The organism is Prevotella sp. P4-119, from assembly GCF_002251345.1.
Taxonomy (GTDB): domain Bacteria; phylum Bacteroidota; class Bacteroidia; order Bacteroidales; family Bacteroidaceae; genus Prevotella.
In genome coordinates, this window is the sequence record NZ_NPJB01000030.1 from 51,701 (window position 1) to 77,827 (window position 26,127).

The window sequence follows — 26,127 nt, forward strand, 5'->3', positions numbered from 1 at the left end:
TTCTTGTTTATTTTGCTGAGCACCTGCGGGTTCAAGGCAAGTGCGATGGATAATGACAGCATCTCTGTGATGTCTCATCTGCTTGACTATTACTCAAAGGTTCCTCAGGAGCGAATCTATCTGCATACAGACCGTCCTTATTATATGGTTGGCGACACGATATGGTTTCGTGCTCATCTGTTGGATGCCGCCACTCGCATCCCTGTGTCACGCTCGCGCTATGTCTATGTGGAACTCTATGAACAGAATGCCGACACGTTGGTCCAGCGCATGAAAGTGCGTTGTGACAGCAATGGTGTGTTTGCCAATGCGATGTTTCTATCGAAGACGATGACGAGTGGTAGCTACACCATGGTGGCCTATACGCAGTGGATGCGCAATTTTGGTTCGGATTATTTTTGCTATAAGCCCATCTATGTGACTGCAAAGACGGGCGACGACCGCTATGTGTCGTGCGTGGAAGCACCTATTGCCCTGCAATCATCGCCCCTATTGGAAGTGAAGCAACGCAAGGGACAATTGCTGATCCGCATGTCGGATGCGAGCGAGTCTGACACGTTAACCTGTGTGATATATGGTGGCGGCAACTTAGTGGAAACACCCTATGTCGGTTCGCGTGTGTTGCGAATCGGTATGAGTCGTTTGCGTCCAGGCGTAGTAACAGTGGCCATGATCCGTCCTCGAGACAAATTGGTCTTGGCCTCTTGTGAGACGCAGATTGCCAGTCGCGACAGCATATGTGTGAGCATGAAAAGTCAGATGACAGAAGGCAAGAAGATGCCCATAGCGTCCACGCTGACCTTGACCGATCAGGAAGGCCGCCCCTTAAAAGGCACTTTTTCGGTTTCGGTGACCGACTATGACGTGGTGAAGCCCGACACGTTGCAGCCAACACTATCGCAATGGGCAGTGAGTCGCCGCGATGGCGTCTATCCCCTTGCCGATATGCTTCGTGGCCGCTATCCACAGATGACCTATCCGATAGAGACAGAACAACGTATCACGGGCAGAGTGAAAGGCACGTTGAAATCGAAATTAAAGAATCCAAGTCTATTGGTGGTGAATCCTATGAGGGCATACTATAATAGATTTGAATTAGGTGATAGTTCTTCTTTCTCAATGGAAATAGATTGTCCTGAGGGGGCAGAATGGGTCTTAGAGGGCGCAAAGAAAAATGGCAGGACCTCCCTCGTTCAACTCGAAATCGACAAGCAAAGCTTTCCTCAAATAAGTCTTCCTATATATTCTATTAGAGAATCAAGCTCTTTGAATTCGTTTATGAAGCAAAGCAAATTGCAACAAATGTTTAGTCGTAATGTAGAGATAGAACTCCCAGAGTTCGTCCGAATTGGAAAATATCAAAAAAAACAGAAGAAAAATTTCATGAATATTGAAGCTGTTCGTGGAATTCCTCAAGATGATCCTCGATTAGAGTGGGCCACAACAATGCGTGTTTTGATGTCGCAATTGGGAATTTGGGTTACGATAACTCCTGAAGGAGAACAACATATGCAAAATGTTGTTTGTTATATTGATAATTTTAAGGAAACTGATCATTCAATAGTACTGCAAACGAATCCTTCTGACGTTAAGTCAATAGAGTATTTCCCGAAAAATCGTTCGGAAAATGGCGTATTTGGTGTGAGGTTTTCACCAAATGGAACAATCCCAGGCGTGCTGTTTATTTTTCTTAAGGATGGCTCGGAAATCAAACGTAGAAATCATCTGCTCTCCATGGCAAAGGTACAGCCTTTAGGCTACCGCTACAACATGGAATTCTATTCGCCACAATATCCCAAGGTAGATAAGAGTGACTATACGCGCCCCGACTATCGCACGACGCTCTATTGGAATCCTTCGGTGACAACGGATGATGCAGGGAAAGTAAGGGTGCAGTTCTACTCTTCTGATGTGTCGAAGCATTATCTTCTCACTATAGAGGGAGTGATGGCTAATGGACGACCTGTGAGTTGGCAAGGATTGATTAATATCTAATATAAGATAAATATGAAACAGTTTGTAATGATGATATTTGCATTCGCTACTTTTATGGCATGTGGCGATGATAATAATGGTACAACAGAGCGGATTCTGACGGATGCTGATATGTTTGTTGCCTCAGAGCAATTTCAGGAATATCAAGAAGTTGTTGGTAGAGATCGTTCTGAAATTCGAAGTATAGTAAATAGAATGTCTGCTAAAGAGAAAAAACGTTATATAATGCTTTTGGATTCTGCTGTACATACAGATTCGCATATGCGCCAAACAAATTTTGTTAGACAGTTGACGATGATGACAGGCATAAATTATTCTCATAGGGCATTAGTGCTATATAATGCAAAGAATAAGGCTTTTAAGAATATAAATATTTGCCGAACAGATTATTTGCGAGCTCTTCAACGGTACAATATTAGAATTGATTTGCAAACTAAAACGAGAAGTATAGACAACGAATCTCAATGTTTGGCTAATTGTATGACGTCATATCGAATTGCCACAAGTGCTTGTGAATATTGTGGTATTGGTAATTGGGATCTATCGGCTGTTAATCCCAATGATGACATAGATGAAATTATTCGAAAGAATTTGGATAGACTTGAATACGAACAATGGTGCGATTATAGAACCTGTATTTTAAATGCTGATTTGGAGTATGAACAATGTGAAGATAAATGTTAGTTTTTTAATTTTATGGATATGCCAATCTGTACAGGCAAGTGCGATGGATAATGACAGCATCTCTGTGATGTCTCATCTGCTTGACTATTACTCAAAGGTTCCTCAGGAGCGAATCTATCTGCACACAGACCGTCCTTATTATATGGTTGGAGACACGATATGGTTTCGTGCTCATCTGTTGGATGCCGCCACTCGCATCCCTGTGTCACGCTCGCGCTATGTCTATGTGGAACTCTATGACCAACGCGCAGACACGTTGGTTCAGCGCATGAAAGTGCGTTGTGACAGCAATGGTGTGTTTGCCAATGCGATGTTTCTATCGAAGACGATGACGAGTGGTAGCTACACCATGGTGGCCTATACGCAGTGGATGCGCAACTTCGGTTCGGATTATTTCTGCTATAAGCCCATCTATGTGACGGCAAAGACAGGCGACGACCGCTATGTGTCGTGCGTGGAAGCGCCTATTGCCCTGCAATCATCGCCCCTATTGGAAGTGAAGCAACGCAAGGGACAATTGCTGATCCGCATGTCGGATGCGAGCGAGTCTGACACGTTGACCTGTGTGATATATGGTGGCGGCAACTTGGTGGAAACACCCTATATCGGTTCGCGTGTGTTGCGAATCGGTATGAGTCGTTTGCGTCCAGGCGTAGTGACGGTGGCCATGATCCGTCCTCGAGACAAATTGGTCTTGGCCTCTTGTGAGACGCAAATTGCCAGTCGCGACAGCATATGTGTGAGCATGAAAAGTCAGATGACAGAAGGCAAGAAGATGCCCATAGCGTCCACGCTGACCTTGACCGATCAGGAAGGCCGCCCCTTAAAAGGCACTTTTTCAGTTTCGGTGACCGACTATGACGTGGTGAAGCCCGACACGTTGCAGCCAACACTATCGCAATGGGCAGTGAGTCGCCGCGATGGCGTCTATCCCCTTGCCGATATGCTTCGTGGCCGCTATCCACAGATGACCTATCCGATAGAGACAGAACAACGTATCACGGGCAGAGTGAAAGGCACGTTGAAATCGAAATTAAAGAATCCTCATCTGCTATTGGTGAACCCCGCGGAGGGAGTGCGCCATGAGTTTGAGTTGGGCGACAGCAGTCTTTTCTCGCTGACGGTGGACAGTCCCGAAGGCACGACATGGCTATTGGAAGGCACAAAAAAAAGTGGTAGTACGGAGATGGTCGAACTACAAGTTGACAAGCAAATACCCCCTACGGTGAGATTGCCTCACTATGCTTGTCAAACGGGCAATGATTTGTCCGTCTATGTCAAGCAGAGCAACCAACAGCAGATGTATGCTTGGAATGGAGTGGTAGAACTGCCCGAATTTGAGAAGAAAGGAAGTAAAAAGAAACCCAAATCGATGAACTATGGCCAACTGGAAGCCCCTCGCAATCTTTATCCGAATGATCCTCGTATTGAGCATGCGGCATCCATGGAAACACTCCTCAGCCAGTTGGGCATCTATTGTTCTGTTGGTGAAGATGGCCACAAGAGAATCGGTGGTATTGGACAGATTGTTGGAAAAAAATATGTGGACAATGTGACAGAAACAGATGACGAAGAAATATTGGCTATCTTGCCGCAGAATGTGCGGAGTATAGAATATTTCTCGATGAACCATCCTCAGAATACGATGTATGGTGTGCGCGCTGATATTAGAGGCAGAATCCCTGGCGTGTTGTTCATCTTCCTTAAAGATGGTTCGGAGATAGAAAAGCGCAAACACCTGCTCTCCATGGCAAGGATATCCCCGTTGGGCTATCGCTACAATATGGAGTTCTATTCACCACAGTATCCCAAGACGGATAAGAGCGACTATACGCGCCCCGACTATCGCACGACGCTCTATTGGAATCCCTCGTTGCAGACCGACGATGCTGGTGAAGCCATTGTGCGTTTTTATTCTTCCGACTCATCGAAACGCTATCTTGTCACGATAGAAGGAGCAACGGAAGATGGTCGGCCCGTGAGTTGGCAAGGCTTGCTGCGATAAGAAGATACCGCCCGATGTGTAACGCATCGGGCGGTATCTTCTTATGTGGTCGCGCTTTCCGGGCGAAGAGTGATGCCTTCCAAAAAGACGGTGTCCTGTTATTTCTCTGCCAGTTGCAGGAGGTATTTGCCATATTCGTTTTTTGCCATTGGAGCAGCCACCTCACGAAGTTTTTCTTTCGTAATCCAACCATGCTTGTAGGCAATCTCTTCCAGACAGGCCACTTTCAGTCCTTGACGCTTTTCGATCACTTCGATAAAGGTAGAAGCCTCCGACAGTGAGTCGTGAGTGCCCGTGTCGAGCCAAGCGAAACCACGCTGCAATGTCTGCACCTTCAGCGTCTTTTGTGACAGATATTGTTGATTGACTGTTGTTATTTCCAATTCGCCTCGTGCACTTGGCTTGATATTTTTGGCAATTTCCACCACGCTGTTTGGATAGAAATAGAGCCCCACCACGGCATAGTTGGATTTGGGGGTTGCGGGTTTCTCTTCGATGCTGAGGCAATTGCCGTCGGCATCAAATTCTGCCACGCCATAGCGCTCTGGGTCGTTGACATAGTAGCCAAACACCGTAGCGAGTCCTTTTTGTTCCGCATTTTTCACACTCTGATGGAGCAATCCCGTGAATCCACTACCATAGAAGATATTATCGCCCAAGACAAGACATACACTATCTTTGCCAATAAACTCTTCACCTATAATAAAGGCCTGTGCCAGTCCATCCGGCGATGGTTGTTCTGCATATTCGAAACGTACTCCGAGGTCTTCACCTGTTCCCAACAAGCGTTTAAAACCAGGAAGGTCATAAGGAGTAGAGATGATAAGAATCTCCCGTATGCCTGCCAGCATCAAAGCCGATATAGGATAGTAAATCATCGGTTTGTCGAAAATGGGAATCAGTTGCTTGGATATTCCCTTTGTGATAGGATAGAGACGTGTGCCACTACCTCCTGCCAATACGATACCTTTCATAGTTCTGTGTTTTAATCTTTCGGTGCGAAGTTACGAAATATTCTTTGTATGACAAAGAAAATGAATAAGAAAAAGCAAATAACCACCAAAGGTCCGCATGATATACAGCAAAGACTCCCTCTTTCCCTATTAGGCAAAGAAGGAGTCTTCGTTATTTGATACTATGAATTGCTTTTATTTGGCGTAAGCCACAGAACGAGTTTCACGGATGACAGTAATCTTCACCTGTCCGGGATAGGTCATCTCATTCTGAATCTTGGTAGCAATCTCACCACTGAGTGCCTCGGTCTCTGCGTCATCCATCTTATCTGCACCAACGATGACACGCAGTTCGCGACCAGCTTGAATAGCATAGGTCTTGGTAACACCGGGATAACTCATGGCAATAGCCTCAAGGTCGTTAAGACGCTTGATATATGCTTCTACGATTTCGCGTCGAGCGCCTGGACGTGCGCCACTGATAGCATCACAAATCTGTACGATAGGAGCCAACAAAGTCTGCATCTCCATCTCGTCGTGGTGAGCACCGATAGCATTGCAGATATCGGGTTTCTCTTTATATTTCTCAGCAATCTTTGCGCCATAGAGTGCATGTGGCAATTCACTCTCCTCATCGGGCACCTTACCAATATCATGGAGCAGACCGGCACGTTTAGCTTTCTTAGGATTCAATCCAAGTTCGGAAGCCATAACCGCACAGAGGTTGGCAGTTTCGCGTGCATGCTGCAATAGGTTTTGTCCGTATGATGAGCGATATTTCATCTTACCGATGATACGAATCAACTCTGGGTGTAATCCATGAATACCGAGGTCTATAGCCGTACGTTTACCTGTTTCGATGATTTCGTTCTCCAGTTGTTTTTTCACTTTGGTCACAACCTCTTCAATACGCGCAGGATGGATACGTCCATCGCTGACAAGTTGATGGAGAGCCAAACGGCAAGTTTCACGACGGATAGGATCAAACGCAGAAATAACGATAGCCTCAGGAGTATCATCTACAACGATTTCAACGCCACAGGCAGCTTCAAGTGCACGGATATTACGACCTTCACGTCCGATGATACGTCCTTTCACTTCGTCGTTATCGATATGGAATACAGAAACAGCATTCTCTACAGCAGTTTCTGTTGCCACTCGCTGAATGGTCTGTATCACAATTTTCTTAGCCTGAGCATTGGCATTCAGCTTGGCCTCATCCATAATTTCGTTGATATAGCTAGCAGCATCTGTCTTAGCTTCATCCTTCATGGCTTCAACCAATCGGGCCTTTGCTTCGTCTGCACTCAGTCCAGAGAGTTCTTCCAGCTTAGCACGCTCCTGCAATTGCATCTTCTCAAGTTCTTCGTTTTTCAGGACCAGCAACTTCTTTTCGTTGTCAATGCGCGTTTGCAGGTTGTCGAGTTCATTCTTTCTGCGACCCAGTTCCTCCTGACGTTGGTTGAGCGAGATCTCACGCTGTTTCAGTCTATTTTCGCTTTGCTGGATATGCTGGTTTCGCTGTTGCACTTCCTTTTCCAGTTCGCTTTTCTTATTGAGGAACTTCTCTTTGACCTCGAGCAGTTTCTTCTCTTTGATAACTTCGGCTTCCTTATTGGCAGCCTCTACCATTTCATTATATTTTCCTTTGATGACATGACGGAAAATCATAAAGCCACAGAGTCCGCCAATTAGAAGGGCGGCAATGATAGCAAGGATGACTAATATGTCCATAGATTAAATTTGATATATATTATTAATATTCTCGTTTCAGTATATTACTTTTCTTTCAGTGCATGTTCCACTTCGGCTGTCAACTTATCGAGAATATTCTTGAAAGGCTCTGCGTCATGGTTGGCGCGTTCCTTTTGATAGAGCAGTGCTATATCTATAAGTGTCATCAAAGATATTATGTGTTCGCTTTTACGGGTTTTGTATGCCGCAGCGTATGCATTATATCTTTCAGTGATGAGCTTTGCTGCCGAGCGATAGAACTCCTCATCGTCGCGGTTGATTACCACTTCGATTTCCTCGTCATAGACGTGCAGCTTGATATGTAACTTGTCTCGGTTTGTTTCTGCCATGGTTCGGTCTCCTCTATTCGTTTTCATCGCTAAGGATTCCAATACACTTATTCACTTCTCTGATGAGCTTCGCCAGTCTGTCTTTAGCGCTTTGCAAGTCGCCATCGGTAATACTGATCATGCGTGCCATCTTAAGGGCCTCGTAGTCTTTCTGCTTTTGATCCAACTGTTGTCGCAGCGTTTCCATTTGCTTTTCGTCCTCTTCGATTTGGGCGTATAGGTCATTGTTCTCCTTTTTCAGTTCTTGAAATCGGAGAATCATCTGCCTCATGCGGGTTTCAAACGTTGCTATAGTTTTCTCGTTAGGCGTCATTGATACTTATTTTTGTCTTCTTTGCCTTGAGCTGTTTGGTTATGCCAATCATGACCTTGGCTGCAAAACATTAAAGACACACCCTTAATCTCTACAAAGGTAACATTTTTTATACAAAGTGCAACCTTTTCTGTAATATATTTAACTTTTTTTATTTCGTTTCTTGTTGTGCTGGCTGCTTTTCTTTTTTAGCAAGCATCACTACATGATATACGAAATCGGTTACCCATCGCTGTGAGAAACCAAGTTTCTGGTTGTATTGACGGATTGCCACGATAGACTTCAGAACACCTGCATCACTATAATCGTTTTTATTGAAGATGTCATTGATAGTCTTTTCGGTCATGGTATAAAGAGCCTTTTTGAAGAATCCGGGCAAGCGAAGTTTGAACTTCATCAGGTTTCCGGTAAGCATCATCAAGTCTTGTGAGAACGCAGAAAACTGAATCATATAGGTTTGCACATCCTGCGGTTTCTTGCAGCGACGACGAATGCTTTGGTCTATCTCTTTAGTGAAGTCATCGCTCATGCCATATATCTCTTTCAGCATTTTCTTGCAGCGTGACTTTTCTCCCACACCGAGCTTATTGTTTTGAGTTGGCACGTGGAGTGTTTGTTTAAACACGCGTAAATCGGGCAATGCAGCCAGATTGGTAATGCCCAAGTCTGCTGCCATTACGGCCTGGAAATAAACGCGAATGAGAGTCATGAAGTCTTCCATGCCTCCTGTTTTCTGCTGTTCATCGGTGTTACGTCCGAATATTTTAGATAAAATTCCCATGTTTTATGTATTCTTTTAATAGATATTTACTAATGACTTGCAAATTTACGAATAAAAGTTGAAATGTCAAACTGATTTTGCAAGTTTAACGCTGTCATCATATATTTCCGACTTGTTCAACGGCAACATGAACCACATGATATGCATTGAAGGTTCAACAAAATGGGGTTGGTGCAGGACGCTACCAACCCCTAACTATGAATGATAAGATAGTTCGGCAACAGCCGACATAGGCTTATCGGTGGCAAATATAGCATTTATTTCAGAAAAGAGCAAATTTTCACGTGTTTTTTTCTCATTTTCAAGCATTTTCATTATCTTTGCCCCATGAAGCAGCACTATTTTATATGGTTCTTGGTGGCAATACTGACATGTTCCACCGGATGTGAAAAGCAGTTGGATATGGTAGAAGATCCACCTGCGAAAGAAGACCGTGACACTACAGCAACCGACTCTACCGGTACAATAGTACCAGTAACGGGCATTGATCCCACTATCAAGCAGAACGCATTGACAGTGGCAGAAGCGCAATTGACAGATGTGGACCGTCAAATCTGCGTCAAGGCATACATTGTCGGCACAGCCTACAAGAGTCTAAACAACATACTTCTATGGCCTCCCTTCACTTCGAGCACCTCTATCCTACTGTCAGATACTCCGATTGTAACCGACAGTCAGACAGACGAGACAATTGACAAAAACAGTTTTCTACCTGTCTGCTTGACCGACAGAGCATCAATACGCAAGAAACTCAACCTCAAGGACAACCCCGAACTGTGGAACCATCAAGTATATATAATAGGTACGCGAGATTACTATATGAACGTGTTGGGATTGAAAAAAGTTTTGGAATATGAGATAGTGAAGGCAAAGGAGTAGCTATGGAATAGGGATTATTCCATTACCAGTGCCTCTTTCTTACGATAAGCCACACCTGTCACCACACACAAGAGTTGTCCATTCTGATTCGTAATACGGGCTTCTACGGTTGGAATCTTCGGATGGTCTGCCACCTCTCGGGCTTCTGCACGCAGTCTATCGCCTACACGCGCCGATGCCATAAACATGATATTGTTCTCTATACCGAAGGTCAATTGCCCCCTACTGTTCATCACGGCAGCCAATGCCAAGTCGGCAAGTGTAAACAGTGCACCGCCCTGACAGACTCCGCCGCCATTGAGATGATGGGGTGTAACCGTCATTTCTGCAACAGCCCTTCCCTCTTCCATTTCCACGATACGACACCCTGCGTCTGCAGCAAAGCGGTCGTTCTTGTTTAGAAAATCTGCTATCTTAGTCATAATCTTCACATTTATATCACACAAAAGTAATACATATTTGACTTATTTCCAAATAAAATGCTTATCTTTGCACCGAAAAATCTACTAAAACACTCAAAATAATGAAAAGACTACTACAATTATTGTTCGTAGCCATCATTGTACCCATCGCCGCACAGGCCAAAGCCTGGGACGACAATGAGTATAAGCGCATCGAACAGAGCATTAAGGCTCCGACATTCCCAGAACGTGATTTTGTCATCACCAAATATGGTGCAAAGACAGGAAACACAGCTGCCAAGAACCAGAAAGCCATCAACAAGGCCATTCTGGCTTGTTCTAAGAAAGGTGGTGGCCGCGTCATCGTACCGGCAGGTACCTATCTCACAGGTGCCATCACCTTGTTGTCAAACGTCAATCTCGTAGTGGAGAAAGACGCCAAGTTGCAGTTTGTGTTTGAACCAGACCTCTACCCCGTGGTGCCTACACGTTGGGAAGGTCTCGATTGCCACAACGTCAGTCCATGCATCTATGCCTACAAGCAGCAGAACATTGCTGTGACTGGTGAAGGTACTATCGATGGTGGCGGCTCGAAAGAAACATGGTGGCAATGGACGGGCGTACCCTACTTCGGAGGTGCACCCGACAAACTGCCCAACCAGCGCAGTGGCACCCGTGCCCGATTGCTGAAGCAAGCAGAAGACGGTGTTGATATGAACGAGCGCATTTTCACCAAGAATGACGGTCTGCGCCCACAGCTTATCAACTTCAACCAGTGTGAGAACATCCTCTTGGAAGACCTCACCCTGCTGCGTTCTCCATTCTGGGTGATTCATCCCCTGCTATCGAAAAACATCACCGTACGTGGTATGAAGATTATCAACGACGGTCCTAACGGCGATGGATGCGACCCTGAGTCGTGCGATGGCGTGCTGATAGAAAACTGTTATTTCAATACTGGCGACGACTGTATTGCCATTAAGAGTGGGCGCAACCGTGACGGACGCCTTTGGGATCGCCCCAGTGAGAACATTATCATCCGCAACTGTGAGATGAAAAACGGTCACGGTGGTGTGGTTATCGGTTCTGAAATATCGGGCGGATGCCGCAACGTCTATGCCGAGAACAACGTGATGGACTCGCCCGAACTGGAGCGTGTGGTACGCATCAAGACCAATACTTGCCGTGGCGGTATCATCGAAAACATCAATGCCCGCAACATCAAAGTGGGTGTCTGCAAGGAAAGCGTACTGAAAATCAACCTCGACTACGAGCACAACGAGATTTGCTGTCGTGGATACATCCCCACCGTACGCAATATCAATATCGAAAACATCACTTGTGAGAAATCACAATACGGTGTGCAGATTATCGCACTCGACACTGCCTGCTATGTATATGACATCAATGTAAAGAACTGCCGTTTCAACGGTGTACGCGATGGAAACAGTATCAAAGGCATGACACGCGACGTGCGCTTCGACAATCTCTTCATCAACGGTTCGCTTGCGCTTCAGGAGAAACCTTTCAAAAACTACAGCCAATGGCTCACTTATTCTGAAATGAAGCGTGTACCCAAATCCTACCTGCTCGATTTTTCCAGCAAACCCAAATGGAGTTATGTAATGGGTATCGAACTGGAAGCCATGCTTGATACATATCTGAAATACGGCGGCGATGACATTCTCGCCTACTGCCGCGAATATACCGACACGATGATTGCCCCAAACGGAGCAATTCGAGGTTTTCGTATGGAAGACTATAACCTCGACAACATACGTACCGGCCATTTCGTAACACGTATGTACCAACTCCAACCAGAGAAAAAGAATCTGCTCGCCATGCAACTCATGATGAAGCAGTTGAAAAAACAACCACGCACCATTGCCGACAAAGTATATTGGCACAAGGCCATCTACAGCTATCAGGTATGGCTCGACGGTATCTTCATGGGATTGCCATTCTACACACTTACCGCTCGCGACCTGCTGAAGCAGAAAGATGCACAGAAGATTTACGACGATGCGGTCAACCAAATCAGCATAACCTACCAGCGCACATTCGACCCCAAGACCGGACTCAACCGTCATGCTTGGGACGAAACACACGAGATGTTCTGGGCGGACAAGGAAACCGGACTCTCACAGCATTGCTGGGGACGTGCGCAAGGATGGTACACCATGGCACTGATCGAACTGCTTGATGCTCTACCTGAGAACTACAGTCGCCGTGGCGAAGTCATCGAGCTGTTGCGCAAAGACCTCGATGCTGTTATCAAGTGGCAAGACAAAAAGACTGGTGTGTGGTATCAGGTAATGGATTCACCCGAACGTGAAGGCAACTATCTCGAATCTACTTGTTCGTCGATGTTTGCTTATGCACTGTTGAAAGCCTACCGCAAGGGGTATCTCGGAGAAAAATACCGTGATGCTGGTATCAAAGCCTATAAGGGCATCATCAACAACTTCATCCGCGTCAATGCCGACAAGACCATTTCGCTGACACAATGCTGTGCGGTAGCGGGCCTCGGTCCGGGCATCAGCGCCAAAGTGTTGAAGGCTGCTCCAAAGGTCAAAGAGAACAAACGGCGCGATGGTTCGTTCCAATATTACCTTAGCGAACCAGTCAGAGACAACGATGCCAAGGGTGTAGGACCATTTATATGGGCATCACTTGAAATGGAAATGCTTGGTTTCGATACCGACAATACAACAGCCTCGATTAATCGCGAGGCTGTTCTTTTTCGTAACAACCCCATCATCACCAAAGTCGACAATCTCGCATCGCTCACAGTAGGCAACGGCCATTTTGCCGCCACCGTCGATGTGACCGGACTGCAAAGTTACACCACCGATTATGAGCAAGGCATCCCCCTCACCACCATGTCCGATTGGGGTTGGCACTCATTTCCCAACACCGAGAAACTGACACCTGCTGATACTGAAAAATCCTACGACTTAGGACATGGTCATCAGGAAGTGTATGCTGTAGAATATAAACAGAACGGACGCAACAAACAGGCAACAGAATATTTCCGCGTCAACCCACATCGGCTCAACCTCGGCGCCATCGGTCTTCAACTCACCGACAACCAGTCAAATCCCATCGCCCTCAACCAGCTCACCGATATTCATCAGGAGCTTCACCTCTGGGATGCTCAGATTGATTCTCATTTCCTGGCAGACGGAAAACCGGTTGATGTCATCACTTTCTGCCGTCCAGACCGCGACCAGTTGGTAGCACGCGTCAAGAGTCCACTACTCAAAAACCAGCAAGCAAAGGTTGCCATACGACTCCCCTATCCCACAGGAAAGCATGCCGACCATGCAGCCGACTGGAGCAAAACAGACCGTCACACCTCATCAATCGTCAAACAGGATGCACAATCTGCTCTGATTCAACATCAACTCGACTCCACCACCTATTATATATATGTGAGATGGAACGGCATTGCCGACCTGAAGCCCATGGGCAACCATCAGTATGCCCTGTCAACCACCGACGATGTGTTGGAGTTTTCGGCAGAATACAGCCTTAACCCCATCGACCGTCCCACCTCTGAAACCTTTGCCGACCACATGAAGCGCAACCAGAAATTCTGGCACCGCCATTGGTCAGCAGGTGCATTTGTTGATTTCGGGCAATGCACCGACCCAAGAGCCAAGGAACTGGAGCGTCGCGTGGTCCTATCACAATATCTCACCTATATCAACTGCGCAGGCAACATGCCCCCACAGGAAACTGGTTTGACCTACAACAGTTGGTTTGGTCGTCCGCATCTGGAGATGACTTGGTGGCACGCAGTAGATTTCTGTCTGTGGAATCAACCCGACGTAGTGGCTCGCATGTTACGCTGGTACGACGATGTGGCAGCTCCCGTTGCACGCAATATAGCTAAGCGCCAAGGATTCAAAGGACTGCGCTGGATGAAGATGACCGACCCTTGGGCTGGCGAAGCACCGTCAAACGTTGGTTCGTTTCTGCTCTGGCAACAACCCCATTACATCTATCTCGCAGAAGAAATGTATCGTGCCAACCCATCAGACCAAACGCTTAAGACCTATGCTGAACATGTGGAACAGACTGCTGAATTTATGGCAGACTTTGCCAAAGCCTGCGATCGCGGCGGGCAGTACATTCCACTCACTGGCGCCACTGCCATGCAGGAATGTATGCGCAAGGACTTTTCCTACAACCATCCCTTCGAACTCAGTTACTGGCGCTATGGACTCACAGTAGCACAAAAGTGGCGTGAGCGCATGGGCAAAAGCCGTAATGCTGACTGGGACAACATCATCAAGCGACTTGCACCATTGCCTGAGAAGAACGGCATCTATCAGGCAGGTCTTCCATCAAAGGAAGAACCGCGCTTTGACGAACATTGCTACAGCGACCATCCTGCCGTGCTGGGTGCTTTCGGCCTCATCCCCACTCAGGGTATCGACAGCATCAAGATGAGACACACACTTGACGCCGTGATGCACAACTGGCATTGGGGGACCACTTGGGGATGGGATTATGGCATGATAGCCATGACTGCTGCCCGATTGGGAGAACCCGAAACCGCACTTCAGGCATTGCTGATCGATACACAGAAGAATACTTATCTGCCCAATGGTCACAACTTCCAGACTCCAGATCGTCTGCGACTTTATCTGCCAGGCAACGGATCTTTGCTCACAGCCATTGCCATGATGTGTTGCGGATGGGACGGATGTCAACAGCCGCTCAACCCCGGTTTCCCAAAAAATGGCAAATGGAATGTGCGTTGGGAAGGCTTCAACCGCATGCAATAAGTTGCTATAGATAATTGAAAACGAATGATAGATAGGCAGGGAACAGCCTTTGTGGATTACATCACAAGGATAACACGCGAGAGTCGCATACAGTTATTTTAGTTTTCAGAAAAATTCGACCACTCGACCACAGACATATGTATCCCGCTATCCATCAACACATTAAACGGTGGTCGATTATAAAGACATCGACCACCAATCGACCACCAATCGACCACCAAATTGTAAGCGCATCCACGATACTCATATATGATTATCAAAATATAAAGAATATCGCTCAGAAATAATACTGAGCGATATTTTTTGATAACGTTTTGCCAAGGTTTGTCCAACGATTAGCAAAACTATTGTCTAACGGTTGGCAAAACTATTGACTAACATTTGGCAAAACTATTGTCTGACGCTTGACAAAAGTATTTTCAACGTTTGACAAGAGTATTATTCAACGTTTGATAAGAGTGTTATCCAACGTTTGACAAGAGTATTATCCAACGTTTGATAAGAGTGTTATCCAACGTTTGACAAGAGTGTTATCCAACGTTAGATAAGAGTATTATCCAACGTTAGATAAAAATATTATCAAGGTTTGAAAAAGTTGTGATAATCACCACACCCCCATTTAGGCATCGATATAGCTTATTCACATTGCTGTTTCACGTTGATGACATTTAACAATAAATGTGGTCGAAGTGTGGTCGTAAATTCCAAATCAGAGGAATCGACCACACGTGTAAGAGTTTGACTGATAACATGATGCAGACATCTGTGGTCGTGTGGTCGAAATTTTATAAAAACTCAAATAACTATATGCTGATGCGCTAACCGTATTTACTCAATATCCATCAATTTTTCGTTTTTGGAATATTGCACAACTATACACTATTCACAATATGCTACGCAGCGTAGCAGAATATTTCAAGAAAACATGCATTTGCAATAGGTTGATGGCAAAGTGGTGTTCGATAACCTAACGTTTTCAGCATCGAACACCAGCATAATAGTTTATCCAACAGTGGTTTATGCCATATTGGTGTTCGATGTTAACAAATTCCGAATGTCGCGTGCGCGCGTATGTACGCGTGAACCTTATATTATTATATTCCTCATTTTCATACTGAATCATTCTGTTCATATAGCGGACTGAGAGACGATAGAACATCTAACTAATAGGGAGGATACACAGAGGCATTGTAGAAGATTAAATTAATCTAATCTTTTGGAAGTCGCATTAAACAGCCTTTCGTAGCTTTTTTGGGTATCATCCTTAAAAAACACAGTTTTGTAATTTCCGCCTCTAACAACTGTATCTACATAAATACGTCGGCTTCTATTTTTTGAATATGCGCTACAACTGACTTCATTGTCATGGTACTTACCTTGAAATTCTTGTTGCTGACTAGCTTTGGGTCTTGTATTATGTGCTAATAATATTTTAAATTCTTTGTATGAGAATTCATAAAACACAATGTCTTGACAATGTACAGGAACTATTTTACATGACCATCCCGCCTTTATAAGCAAAGGCTTTAGTATCGCTTCAAATGACGTAGCATCAACACCTCCACCTGCATATCCAGCTAATGGATTTATGAAGTCATGTACCACTTGTGTAATGACCTTCATTTTCTTGATTTCGGTGATTAACTCCCTATTCATATCTGAACCATAATAAGAACTGCTAAACTGCTCGTTCAGTATATCAGAGTAGATGTCTTTTGCCTTACCTAATTCCCTATAGGCAGCCATATTGTTTTCACTATTCCATGGATTTGCAACGAACCCCCCAATAATATCGAAAACTGTGTTGTTTAATTCTTCAATTGTATTGTATGTATAGTTTCGTGATAGCGCATGCACATAAGAAGATACAAACAACGCGATTAGTAAGACACAGAATTTCTTTGTATTATTAGATAATAGATTAATAATCATTGTACTTGGTTTATAATTCTAATATTATTTTATTTAACGTCTTTTCCTTTTAGCCTTAAGATTCTCTAAAGCTGTAGCAGCATCTTGGTAATTACATTTCTTAGCAATCTTATAATCTTTTTTTGCATTAGAAAAATAACCTAATTGTTCATAAGAATAGCCACGAATAAAATAAAGTTGTCCAGAATAATATTGCGTATTCAGTGCTTTGTTAACATAATAAATGGCATCTTCCCACTCTCCTTCATTATATGCCTCAATAGCTTGATTTTTATAATCATTATACAGTTCTAATCTTCTGCTGGAGGTTTCTTCCCATGCTTGTAGATACATAGCCATCATGTTAGTATCATACAAGTTTCTTGTTGGCAACTGTGCCCAAGTATCACCAGGATAAACTTGCCCCTGAACTGTTGTTGTGAGCAAACAAAAAACAAAGGATAAAAATAATGTTTTCTTCATAATAAAAGTGTTTTGAAATTTCTATATCGTTTGCAAATTTAGTAACTTTATATGAATAACATAACAAAAAGATAACACACAAGGCTTGTGGTGATGTCTTTTTATTTACTCCCTTTCCTTCTATTGCATTCACGACAAAGCATTTGACAGTTATCGATATTTGTACGACCATGATCTTTCCAAGGAGTGATATGGTCACCTTCCATGAATTCAAAGTCGAACTCTTTACCGCAGATGCGGCATTTATGGTCTTGTTTCTCCCAAACAGAGAATTTAATATCTTCTGGAAATGCCCGCAAGTCGAGATAATGTTCATCTCCAGTTAAAATATAAGGAATGATGCCTTGCTGCTTCTGTATCTCACTATCACGTAATAATTCGGATATTCGTTTATTTATTGATGCACAATCTAAGGTTTCGTTACTATATTTATCATAGAAGAAAGCCCAATCTAACCCTTTCATGATTTTATGGTATTTCTTGATATCGAAGTTTGTGATGGCCCAATTCAAAACATTTTGGAAATATGACCATAGGTTGTTCGCATTCGTATCGTGTTGATGAGCAGCCATATATCCCACAAGAGTTTGGCGTTTTCCATTTCTTGTTTCGTGGTCAGCCATCCATTCCAATGCTTTTTTCAGAAAATCTTGCCGGATGGTATTCCCATTTAATAAGTCTTTTCCTAAACGGTATGCGGCACAATTTATTTTTGAGAAATGACGTTTAGCATCGCTGACAAATGGTCCTGCAAAGACCGCATTGTTTATTTCTTGTTCATTGAGTGGTTTGCCTGCAATATTGATAGTTTTAAACCATTCTAATTTTTCAGATGCTTCACCTTCACAAACATAAATAGTTAGCGGATAGTTGAGTATCTTTTGCTGAATATCGGGTAATAGGTTGAAGAAATTCTTAAAATCGTATGCGAATTGTCCATCCACGTATTCACACAAAGATAATGTACGTTGTTGTCCGTCCATTACTTCATAGGGACATTCAGCATCGTCGTTTCGTTTGACCCAATACATTACGTTTAATGGATAACCGTTTAATACTGTAGTTATTACTGCTTGTTGTTCTTTTTCGCTGTAGATAAATTCACGCTGATAAGGAGGACGAATATCAAGGAGTCCATTATAACCACGTATTCCTTGTTCGTCGTTGTTGGTATAACCTTTTGTTATTTCTCCAACGGTTACATTTATTTGTTTTATAGTCATCATAATGTGTGGGGGTATTTATTGCGAATAATGATTCTACTATATTGTCTTTTTCCTTTAACAACTCCACAACCGCCCCTGTCTTCTAAATGCGGGCGATAGCCAAGTAATTTCAAAACTTCCTTAGGGGCAGATGCCCTTGTATTTCCGCTAGCTTGCCATATTATTTCAAATTGTTCAGGATTATATTTGTCTAAGAAAGTAATAGGAACTCCCATCATTCCTGTGTAATCGTATGGAATATCTTGGGTTCTTCCAATATTTATGGCGTTATAGTTATCGTATGTAGGATACTCTTCTGGAGTATAACGACAAACAAGGTCCATTTGTTCATTCCTTTTAGGAATATCTAAATTAGTAAACCATTTCACTCCTGAAACACGAATCATGTTTTCTTTGTGATTTCCGGCTGTTGCAACGTCATCATATGGTGAGTAGAAATGTGCAGCAGCTCCTTTAAATCCATATCCTAACCATACTAAGTTGTCACGTAATAAAGGAAAAACCTCTTTGTAGGTTATAGCATTTTGATGTCCAACTATGATGAACTTTTTTCTAAACTCCATTAACTGACCAATATACTCTCGAAATAAAGAGAAAGGTGGGTTTGTTACAACGATGTCTGCTTCTTTTAGAAGTTCTATACATTCTTGCGAACGAAAATCCCCAGACTCAAGAACATTCATTATATTCTTGTCGTTTAGTAGTAGATATCGAACATCTGCAAGATCTACAGCTCCGTCACCATTTAAATCTTTTACTTCTGTTATTTCAACTTTATATGCCACTTTTTTAGGCTCGTCCTCTGGAAAATCGAAATGTATCATCAATTCGTTTCCTTGTATCGGAGATCCATTGTAGCATGTACATATTAACTTTTTCAAGCCCAGTTGATTGAATCGAAGAGCAAAGTATTTAAAGAAATTACTTTCGTAAGGATCATCACAATTGCATAGCACAACCTTGCCTTGGAAATGTTTCCAATAGTGTTTCAATTCGCACTCAATGTCTGTTAGTTGAGTGTAGAACTCATCCTTCTTTGCTTTTTTTGCATCGCTTAAATTCTTATTTGCCATTGTTATTGATAGTTATTAAATAGCATTAACTATCAATCACGCCAAGACACAAAAAGAGCGCGATGCACCTTTTTGCGTTCAGCTTTGAGGCAGCGTAGGAAGGAAACCCCAATCAGTCAAACAAGAATGCATCACGCCTATTGCGTTAATGCATTGCTAATATCTGACTGATTAAGGTATTCTATACGAAATACCTTTATCACAATTATTTCTTGTTTTTATTTCCAAATAGTTTCCTACGCTTTTGGCTGAACGCGAAATAATAGCGAATGCTTTGTTATACCCACGATGATATTGGAAATCTACTATCTAGCAGAAATCCGTTGTAAAGGTACAAATAAGTGTCGAAAATGCAAAGAAATTAAAGGAAAATGTTTACTCAACGTTCAGTTTAATAATGTTTGATATCTGATGTTATAAAAATAGCACTTCTTTTATTGACCACGGAAGTATGGACAAATGTACTTAAAAAACACTAAATATTGAGCATGATAAGCTCTGATGTAACAGGTTTGTAATATGCAATGAGTAACTTTGCGCTTTCTAAATGATAAAATGAGAAACAAATGGTAATGACAGAAACTATGTTCTTGGTAGGATTCGTGGCATTCATAGCCGCTATTCTCCTGCTTGATATGTTTGTAATCGACAGAAAAGCTCATGTGGTATCTATTCGCGAGGCAACAGTATGGACTTTTGTGTGGATTGGTTTGGCACTTTTGTTCGCTGTGTTTTTGTGGTTTCATGGCGACATGGTGCATGGCATAGAGAATTTTAATGACCTACAGACGGTTGCTTCGAAGTATGCATCACACCTGAAACTCCATCCCGACGATTTTGAAATGAGTTTGCAGCAATACCGACATTACATGACGGTATCATACATTTCTGGTTATCTGATAGAAAAGACGCTATCTGTTGACAACCTGTTTGTCATGATGATGATATTCACATCGTTTGGAGTTGGGAAAAATGAGTATCAGCATGTATTAAACTGGGGAATACTCGGTGCCATTGTATTGCGCTTTGTGTTTATCTTCCTCGGTTCTGCCATTATCAGTCGCTTCGACTGGGTATTGCTCGTCTTTGGCGTAGTGCTTGTGTATAGTGGTGTGAAGATGTATCTCAATCGGAACAACAAGGCGGAAATGAACGTGGAAAAGCATCCGCTCGTTCGTCTGCTGTCAAAGACCGGACGCATACATACTCAGTTTGAAGGAGATAAGTTCTTTGTGCGACGAGCAGGACGACTCTTGCTCACTCCGCTGTTTGTCACGGTACTCGTTATTGAGTTTAGCGACTTGATATTTGCTTTCGACAGCATTCCTGCTATATTCTCTGTATCGCTTGATCCCTACGTGGTGTTCTTCTCTAATATTTTTGCCATACTTGGATTGCGTGCCATGTTTTTCCTACTGGCAGCCATATCCGATAAATTCAGATACCTGAAATTGGGAGTATGTGTGCTCTTGGTGTTTATTGGTGTAAAAATGCTTATCCATGAGTATGTGGAGATAGATGCCGTGGCATCTCTTGTGTTCATACTGGGAGTATTGGGAATAAGTATAGGTGCTTCACTTTTTGCGAAGAAGTCATAGTAGTCACCAAAAACGTCAGGTATAAATCGTCTGATTATAAAGATTCAGCCCGACCGTTGATACTGCTCCTATAGACAGAACAACGGTCGGGCTGGATATTGTTACGTTACTGAATAACGCCTGTGGACTTGTCAGAATGTTGTTGACAACGGGCTGTTTACTCTTCCATCAACTTGCGGTAACGGCCTTTCTTGATTTCGGTGTCACCCAAGCGGCAGGCTTTGTTGATTTCGTATTCCGAATAACTGCCCTCAAAGAAGAATACTTCGCCATTGCCCTCAAAGGCCAAAATGTGTGTACAGATACGGTCCAGGAACCAACGGTCGTGGCTGATAACTACGGCACAACCTGCAAATGTCTCCAAACCTTCCTCCAAAGCACGGAGTGTGTTCACATCGATATCGTTGGTAGGCTCGTCGAGCAACAGCACGTTACCCTCTTGTTTCAATGCCAAAGCCAATTGCAGACGGTTGCGTTCACCACCAGACAATACGCTACACAGCTTGCTCTGGTCAGTACCAGAGAAGTTGAAACGGGAAATATAAGCTCGTGCATTCACATCGCGACCGCCCAGACGCAACGTTTCGTTGCCTTGCGAGATAACCTCATAGACGGTCTTTTTCGGATCGATATCCTTGTGTTGCTGGTCAACGTAAGCCAACTTCACGGTATCGCCCACTTCAAAGGTGCCGCCATCTGCTTGGTCGAGCCCCATAATCAAACGGAACAAGGTGGTCTTGCCGGCGCCGTTAGGACCGATGACGCCCACAATGCCGTTGGGAGGCAACATGAAATTGAGGTCGTTGAAGAGCACTTTCTCACCGAAAGCCTTCTTCACATGCACAGCCTCTATCACCTTATTGCCCAAACGGGGACCATTGGGAATGAATATCTCCAACTTGTCTTCACGCTCTTTCTGCTCTTGGTTCAGCATCTGCTCATAAGAGTTCAGACGTGCCTTACCCTTAGCCTGTCGTGCCTTCGGGGCCATACGCACCCATTCCAATTCGCGTTCCAGAGTCTTGCGACGCTTGGAAGCAGTCTTTTCTTCCTGCTCCATGCGCTTAGTCTTCTGGTCAAGCCATGAAGAATAGTTACCCTTCCAGGGAATACCTTCGCCACGGTCAAGTTCAAGAATCCATTCGCTCACGTCGTCAAGGAAGTAGCGGTCGTGGGTTACTGCTATCACAGTACCCTCATATTGCTGCAAATGCTGTTCGAGCCAATCGATGCTCTCGGCGTCAAGATGGTTGGTAGGCTCGTCGAGCAACAATACATCGGGTTTTTGGAGTAGCAAACGGCAGAGCGCCACACGGCGGCGCTCACCACCAGAGAGGTTGGTAACAGCCCAATCGCCCGGCGGACAATGTAAAGCATCCATAGCGCGTTCCAGTTTGGAGTCGATGTTCCAAGCATCTGTAGAGTCGATGATGTCCTGCACCTCGGCTTGTCGTTGCATCAGCTGGTCCATCTTGTCGGGGTCGCCATAGTACTCTTCCAGCCCGAACTTATTGTTGATATCCTCATATTCAGCGAGCGCATCATAGATGTGCTGTACACCTTCCATCACATTTTCCTTCACCGTCTTCTGTTCGTCAAGGGGAGGATCCTGTGGCAGATAGCCTACCGAATAACCAGGACTCCATACCACTTCACCACGTGAAGGCTGTTCGAGTCCGGCAATGATTTTCATCAGCGTAGATTTACCAGCACCATTCAGACCGATGATGCCAATCTTTGCGCCATAGAAGAACGATAAGTAGATGTCCTTCAGTATTTGTTTTTGGTTTTGTGGGATGATTTTCGACACTCCCACCATCGAAAAGATTATCTTCTTGTCGTCAACTGTTGCCATATTGATGTCGTGTTATTAGGGTTATTCCCACTCGATTGTTGCGGGTGGTTTTGACGAGATATCGTAGCAAACGCGGTTTACGCCCTTCACCTTATTGATAATCTCGGTAGATACTTTGGCCATGAAGTCGTAAGGCAGATGTGCCCAGTCGGCGGTCATGGCATCGGTAGATGTCACGGCACGCAGAGCAACAGGATGCTCATAGGTGCGCTCATCGCCCATTACTCCTACGGAACGAACCGTGGCAAGGAGAACGGCACCTGCCTGCCATACTTGGTCGTAGAGTGATACTTCTATCTCGCCATCGGTCATTTCGGCAGGTACTCCTGCTGCAAGCACACGGCGTGCTTCATCACCAGAGAGTTTGACCTTATAGTCGCGCAGACCGCGGATGAAGATATCGTCGGCATCTTGCAAGACGCGTACACGTTCGGGAGTGATGTCGCCCAGTATGCGCACAGCCAGTCCGGGACCAGGGAAAGGATGTCGGGTGATCAGGTGTTCGGGCATTCCCAACGAGCGTCCGACACGGCGTACTTCGTCCTTGAAGAGCCATTTCAGCGGTTCGCAGAGTGAGAGGTGCATCTCTTCGGGCAGTCCACCCACGTTATGGTGACTCTTGATGACCTTACCGGTGATGTTGAGCGATTCGATGCGGTCGGGATAGATAGTGCCTTGTGCAAGCCATTTGGCATCGGTAATCTTCTTAGCTTCGGCATTGAACACCTCAACGAAGTCGCGACCGATGATTTTGCGCTTTTGTTCGGGATCGGTAACGCCTGCCAAATCAGCAAAGAACTTCTCGCTGGCATCTACACCAATCACATTCAAGCCAAGCACCTTGTAGTCTTCCATCACCTGAGAGAACTCATTTTTGCGGAGCATACCATGATCGACAAAGATGCAGGTCAGCTGATTGCCAATGGCACGATTGAGAAGTACGGCAGCAACGGATGAATCAACACCGCCAGAGAGACCGAGGATGACACGGTCGTTGCCAATCTGCTCTTTCAGTTCCTTAACTGTTGTCTCGATGTAGTTGTCGGCACTCCAGTCCTGACGGCCACCGCAAATATCAACCACGAAGTTTTTGAGCAACTGGGTGCCCTGAACCGAATGGAATACTTCGGGGTGGAACTGCACACCCATCACAGGCTGATGACCATCGTATGATCCCATCAATGTGGCATCGGGACAGTAATATGCTGCATTCTCTACAGTTTCGGTAGAGGCAACTACCTCTGAACCTGTTGGGATGGCGGTAATGGTATCGCCATGACTCATCCATACCTGAGAGTTGTTGTCGAAGCCTCGGAAGAGCGGACACTCCTTGTTGATGGTGGTAAGATTCTGTCGGCCATACTCGCGACTTCCTGCTGGCTCTACATTTCCACCGTTGTTGTAGGAAATGAACTGTGCACCATAGCAGATGCCGAGCACCGGAAGGCGTCCCAGGAACTGTGTGAGATCGACCTTGAAAGCTTCGGGATCGTACACGCTGTAGGGGCTGCCGGCAAGAATCACTCCGATGACTTCTTTGTCATCCTGTGGAAACTTGTTGTATGGCAAAATCTCACAGAACGTGTCGAGTTCGCGCAGACGGCGAGCGATGAGCTGTGTCGTCTGACTTCCGAAGTCGAGGATAATGATTTTCTGTTGCATACAGTATTATTTATTATTGTTTAGAAATTTCTCTGCTTCATCCAGCGCATTGAGTTTGCCTACGTCGAGCACTTTCAAGTCAGACTTGACGCATCCATATATATGTGCACGGTGGCATATGCTGAGATAGAAATCGATAATGCTGAATTTATCGGGGAAGCGTTCCATCAATCGGAACAGTCTGGGAGAGAAAGAATGAATGCCAGAGAAGGCATACATATTGAGCGGTTCGCCATGCTGTGAGAGTCCTGTGCGACGGATATATTCGTAGGGACTTTTGATTTCGCCAGTCTCTATATTCTTCCATCCCATCAGGCGCATGGCATTGTCGAAGAGCAGGTAACGCTTGGTTTTGCGTTCACTTACCAGCAATACTGCATCGTCTTCGTCGTTGTGTTGCCGGGCAAACCAGTCGTAACAGACATTGTCAAGGATATCTACGTTATGAATAAGGATGGGCGATTGCTCATCGTCGAAACATGTAGCAGCCTTTTTCAGTCCGCCTCCTGTATCGAGCAACATGTCGCTTTCATCGCTGATGCGAACCAGCGGAGCATAGTCCTGTTGCGCCACATGATCTATTATCATTTGTGCAAAATGATGCACGTTGACCACAAAGCGTTCGTAGCCTTGGGTCATCAGTCGGCGGATAATAAGATCGAGTAAAGGCACACCATTTACTGGCACCAATGCCTTAGGCATCGTGTCGGTCAAGGGCTTCAGTCGGGTTCCCAGTCCCGCTGCAAATATCATAGCCTGCTTCATTCTGCCTACAAAGGTACGAATAAGCGAGCGTAATACAAAGAAAAAACTCGATTTTTCTTTTATTACCGAGCGCAAGTACCTTCGACGCAAAGCGTCAGAGGTACGAATAAGCGAGCGTAATACAAAGAAAAAAACGCTTTCGGGCATGCTCGATCTCTTTATCTATGAAAGCAATGGCATCTAAGTATCGGTGTTCACGCAGGTGGTAAAGTGCTTTATTTGTAATGGTCTGGTAGTAGATGTTGGTCATGCCGTATTCTTCTGCTTTCGCCAAGAGTGGTTTCATTTACTTTTCCACGTTGGCAAAAATCCAATACATGTTTTTTATATAGTATTCATTCGGGATGTCTTCGGGATGCATTCGGGATGTCTTCGGGATGCATTCGGGATGTCTTCGAATTATGATCAACGTAATATGTGCATTATATTTTCCAAATAAATCCCAAGAAACTCCCAAGTAAGTCCCAACTAACTCCCAAAAACAAACAGACAATAATGGGAATATGATGGGAGGTCAAAGGACGGAATGGGGAGGCAAGAAGATGTTTGTCTATTTTGACAGCTGTGTATTTATACAAAAGACGCTGAAACATCCAGCCCATCAGCAGATGGCAGACCGCATGTTTCAGCATCTTTAAATAGAAGGTAGGGAATACTGATTCC

At 44.5% G+C, this 26,127-nt stretch carries 21 protein-coding genes; 7 read left to right on the forward strand and 14 right to left on the reverse strand.

The window, feature by feature from the left end:
- Positions 1–45: 45 nt before the first annotated feature.
- From CIK89_RS03755 to CIK89_RS03765, 3 genes are read left to right on the forward strand one after another with little or no spacing between them, the layout of a single operon-like run.
- Entirely contained in the window at positions 46–1,995 is a 1,950-nt protein-coding gene (locus CIK89_RS03755) for a hypothetical protein (RefSeq protein ID WP_094390105.1), read from the forward strand.
- A gap of 12 nt (positions 1,996–2,007) precedes the next feature.
- Entirely contained in the window at positions 2,008–2,679 is a 672-nt protein-coding gene (locus CIK89_RS03760) for a hypothetical protein (RefSeq protein ID WP_094390106.1), read from the forward strand.
- A 43-nt stretch (positions 2,680–2,722) separates the two neighbouring features.
- Positions 2,723–4,684 (forward strand): hypothetical protein, encoded by a 1,962-nt coding sequence (locus CIK89_RS03765; RefSeq protein ID WP_094390107.1) that lies wholly within the window; start codon positions 2,723–2,725, stop codon positions 4,682–4,684.
- A gap of 98 nt (positions 4,685–4,782) precedes the next feature.
- Here the strand turns inward: CIK89_RS03765 and rfbA are convergent, their stop codons facing one another.
- The 5 genes from rfbA to CIK89_RS03790 all read right to left on the reverse strand — a co-directional run bounded on the left by rfbA (position 4,783) and on the right by CIK89_RS03790 (position 8,815).
- Positions 4,783–5,658, reverse strand: a complete 876-nt coding sequence (gene rfbA, locus CIK89_RS03770; protein ID WP_094390108.1) for a glucose-1-phosphate thymidylyltransferase RfbA — start codon at positions 5,656–5,658, stop codon at positions 4,783–4,785.
- Positions 5,659–5,832: 174 nt separating this feature from the next.
- Positions 5,833–7,371, reverse strand: a complete 1,539-nt coding sequence (gene rny / locus CIK89_RS03775; protein WP_094390109.1) for a ribonuclease Y — start codon at positions 7,369–7,371, stop codon at positions 5,833–5,835.
- Positions 7,372–7,415: 44 nt separating this feature from the next.
- Entirely contained in the window at positions 7,416–7,721 is a 306-nt protein-coding gene (locus tag CIK89_RS03780) for a cell division protein ZapA (protein ID WP_094390110.1), read from the reverse strand.
- 13 nt (positions 7,722–7,734) lie between these two features.
- The gene (locus CIK89_RS03785) at positions 7,735–8,034 is read right to left on the reverse strand and encodes a hypothetical protein (RefSeq protein WP_094390111.1); all 300 of its coding nucleotides are present in this window, start codon (positions 8,032–8,034) and stop codon (positions 7,735–7,737) included.
- A 151-nt stretch (positions 8,035–8,185) separates the two neighbouring features.
- The gene (locus tag CIK89_RS03790) at positions 8,186–8,815 is read right to left on the reverse strand and encodes a hypothetical protein (protein ID WP_094390112.1); all 630 of its coding nucleotides are present in this window, start codon (positions 8,813–8,815) and stop codon (positions 8,186–8,188) included.
- 327 nt (positions 8,816–9,142) lie between these two features.
- Here CIK89_RS03790 and CIK89_RS03795 point away from each other — a divergent pair, with 327 nt between their 5' ends.
- Positions 9,143–9,694 carry a DUF6359 domain-containing protein gene (locus tag CIK89_RS03795; protein WP_094390113.1) on the forward strand — a complete coding sequence of 184 codons (552 nt, stop codon included), beginning with the start codon at positions 9,143–9,145 and terminating at the stop codon, positions 9,692–9,694.
- A 14-nt stretch (positions 9,695–9,708) separates the two neighbouring features.
- On the opposite strand, the gene CIK89_RS03800 is transcribed toward CIK89_RS03795, so the two are convergent.
- On the reverse strand, positions 9,709–10,116 hold the full coding sequence (locus tag CIK89_RS03800; protein ID WP_094390114.1) for a PaaI family thioesterase: 408 nt from the start codon (positions 10,114–10,116) through the stop codon (positions 9,709–9,711).
- 101 nt (positions 10,117–10,217) lie between these two features.
- Here CIK89_RS03800 and CIK89_RS14015 point away from each other — a divergent pair, with 101 nt between their 5' ends.
- Positions 10,218–14,891: a glycoside hydrolase family 88 protein gene (locus CIK89_RS14015; RefSeq protein WP_094390115.1), complete on the forward strand. Its 4,674-nt coding sequence runs from the start codon at positions 10,218–10,220 to the stop codon at positions 14,889–14,891.
- A 1,203-nt stretch (positions 14,892–16,094) separates the two neighbouring features.
- Here CIK89_RS14015 and CIK89_RS03810 read toward each other — a convergent pair.
- The 4 genes from CIK89_RS03810 to CIK89_RS03825 form a co-directional block, all read right to left on the reverse strand.
- The gene (locus tag CIK89_RS03810) at positions 16,095–16,823 is read right to left on the reverse strand and encodes a hypothetical protein (RefSeq protein ID WP_094390116.1); all 729 of its coding nucleotides are present in this window, start codon (positions 16,821–16,823) and stop codon (positions 16,095–16,097) included.
- A 33-nt stretch (positions 16,824–16,856) separates the two neighbouring features.
- Positions 16,857–17,285, reverse strand: coding sequence for a hypothetical protein (locus CIK89_RS03815; protein ID WP_094390117.1), 429 nt, complete (start codon positions 17,283–17,285; stop codon positions 16,857–16,859).
- Between the two features lie 101 nt (positions 17,286–17,386).
- Positions 17,387–18,511: a DUF262 domain-containing protein gene (locus tag CIK89_RS03820; protein ID WP_254046608.1), complete on the reverse strand. Its 1,125-nt coding sequence runs from the start codon at positions 18,509–18,511 to the stop codon at positions 17,387–17,389.
- A complete protein-coding gene (locus CIK89_RS03825) occupies positions 18,508–19,584 on the reverse strand; it encodes an adenine-specific methyltransferase EcoRI family protein (protein ID WP_094390118.1) in 1,077 nt (358 codons plus the stop codon). The genes CIK89_RS03820 and CIK89_RS03825 overlap by 4 nt, the downstream gene beginning before the upstream one ends.
- A gap of 566 nt (positions 19,585–20,150) precedes the next feature.
- Between CIK89_RS03825 and CIK89_RS03830 the strand changes: the two genes are divergently transcribed.
- A complete protein-coding gene (locus CIK89_RS03830; RefSeq protein ID WP_094390119.1) occupies positions 20,151–21,182 on the forward strand; it encodes a TerC/Alx family metal homeostasis membrane protein in 1,032 nt (343 codons plus the stop codon).
- A gap of 157 nt (positions 21,183–21,339) precedes the next feature.
- Here the strand turns inward: CIK89_RS03830 and ettA are convergent, their stop codons facing one another.
- The 4 genes from ettA to CIK89_RS13455 form a co-directional block, all read right to left on the reverse strand.
- Positions 21,340–23,037 (reverse strand): energy-dependent translational throttle protein EttA, encoded by a 1,698-nt coding sequence (gene ettA, locus CIK89_RS03835; RefSeq protein WP_094390120.1) that lies wholly within the window; start codon positions 23,035–23,037, stop codon positions 21,340–21,342.
- 21 nt (positions 23,038–23,058) lie between these two features.
- Positions 23,059–24,699 (reverse strand): glutamine-hydrolyzing GMP synthase, encoded by a 1,641-nt coding sequence (gene guaA / locus CIK89_RS03840; RefSeq protein ID WP_094390121.1) that lies wholly within the window; start codon positions 24,697–24,699, stop codon positions 23,059–23,061.
- A gap of 6 nt (positions 24,700–24,705) precedes the next feature.
- Complete coding sequence (locus CIK89_RS03845) at positions 24,706–25,464, reverse strand: nucleotidyltransferase family protein (RefSeq protein ID WP_094390122.1); 759 nt, start codon at positions 25,462–25,464, stop codon at positions 24,706–24,708.
- Positions 25,465–25,558: 94 nt separating this feature from the next.
- Complete coding sequence (locus CIK89_RS13455; RefSeq protein ID WP_094390123.1) at positions 25,559–25,750, reverse strand: hypothetical protein; 192 nt, start codon at positions 25,748–25,750, stop codon at positions 25,559–25,561.
- Between the two features lie 217 nt (positions 25,751–25,967).
- Here CIK89_RS13455 and CIK89_RS13905 point away from each other — a divergent pair, with 217 nt between their 5' ends.
- The gene (locus CIK89_RS13905) at positions 25,968–26,102 is read left to right on the forward strand and encodes a hypothetical protein (RefSeq protein WP_256387815.1); all 135 of its coding nucleotides are present in this window, start codon (positions 25,968–25,970) and stop codon (positions 26,100–26,102) included.
- Positions 26,103–26,127 lie beyond the last annotated feature (25 nt).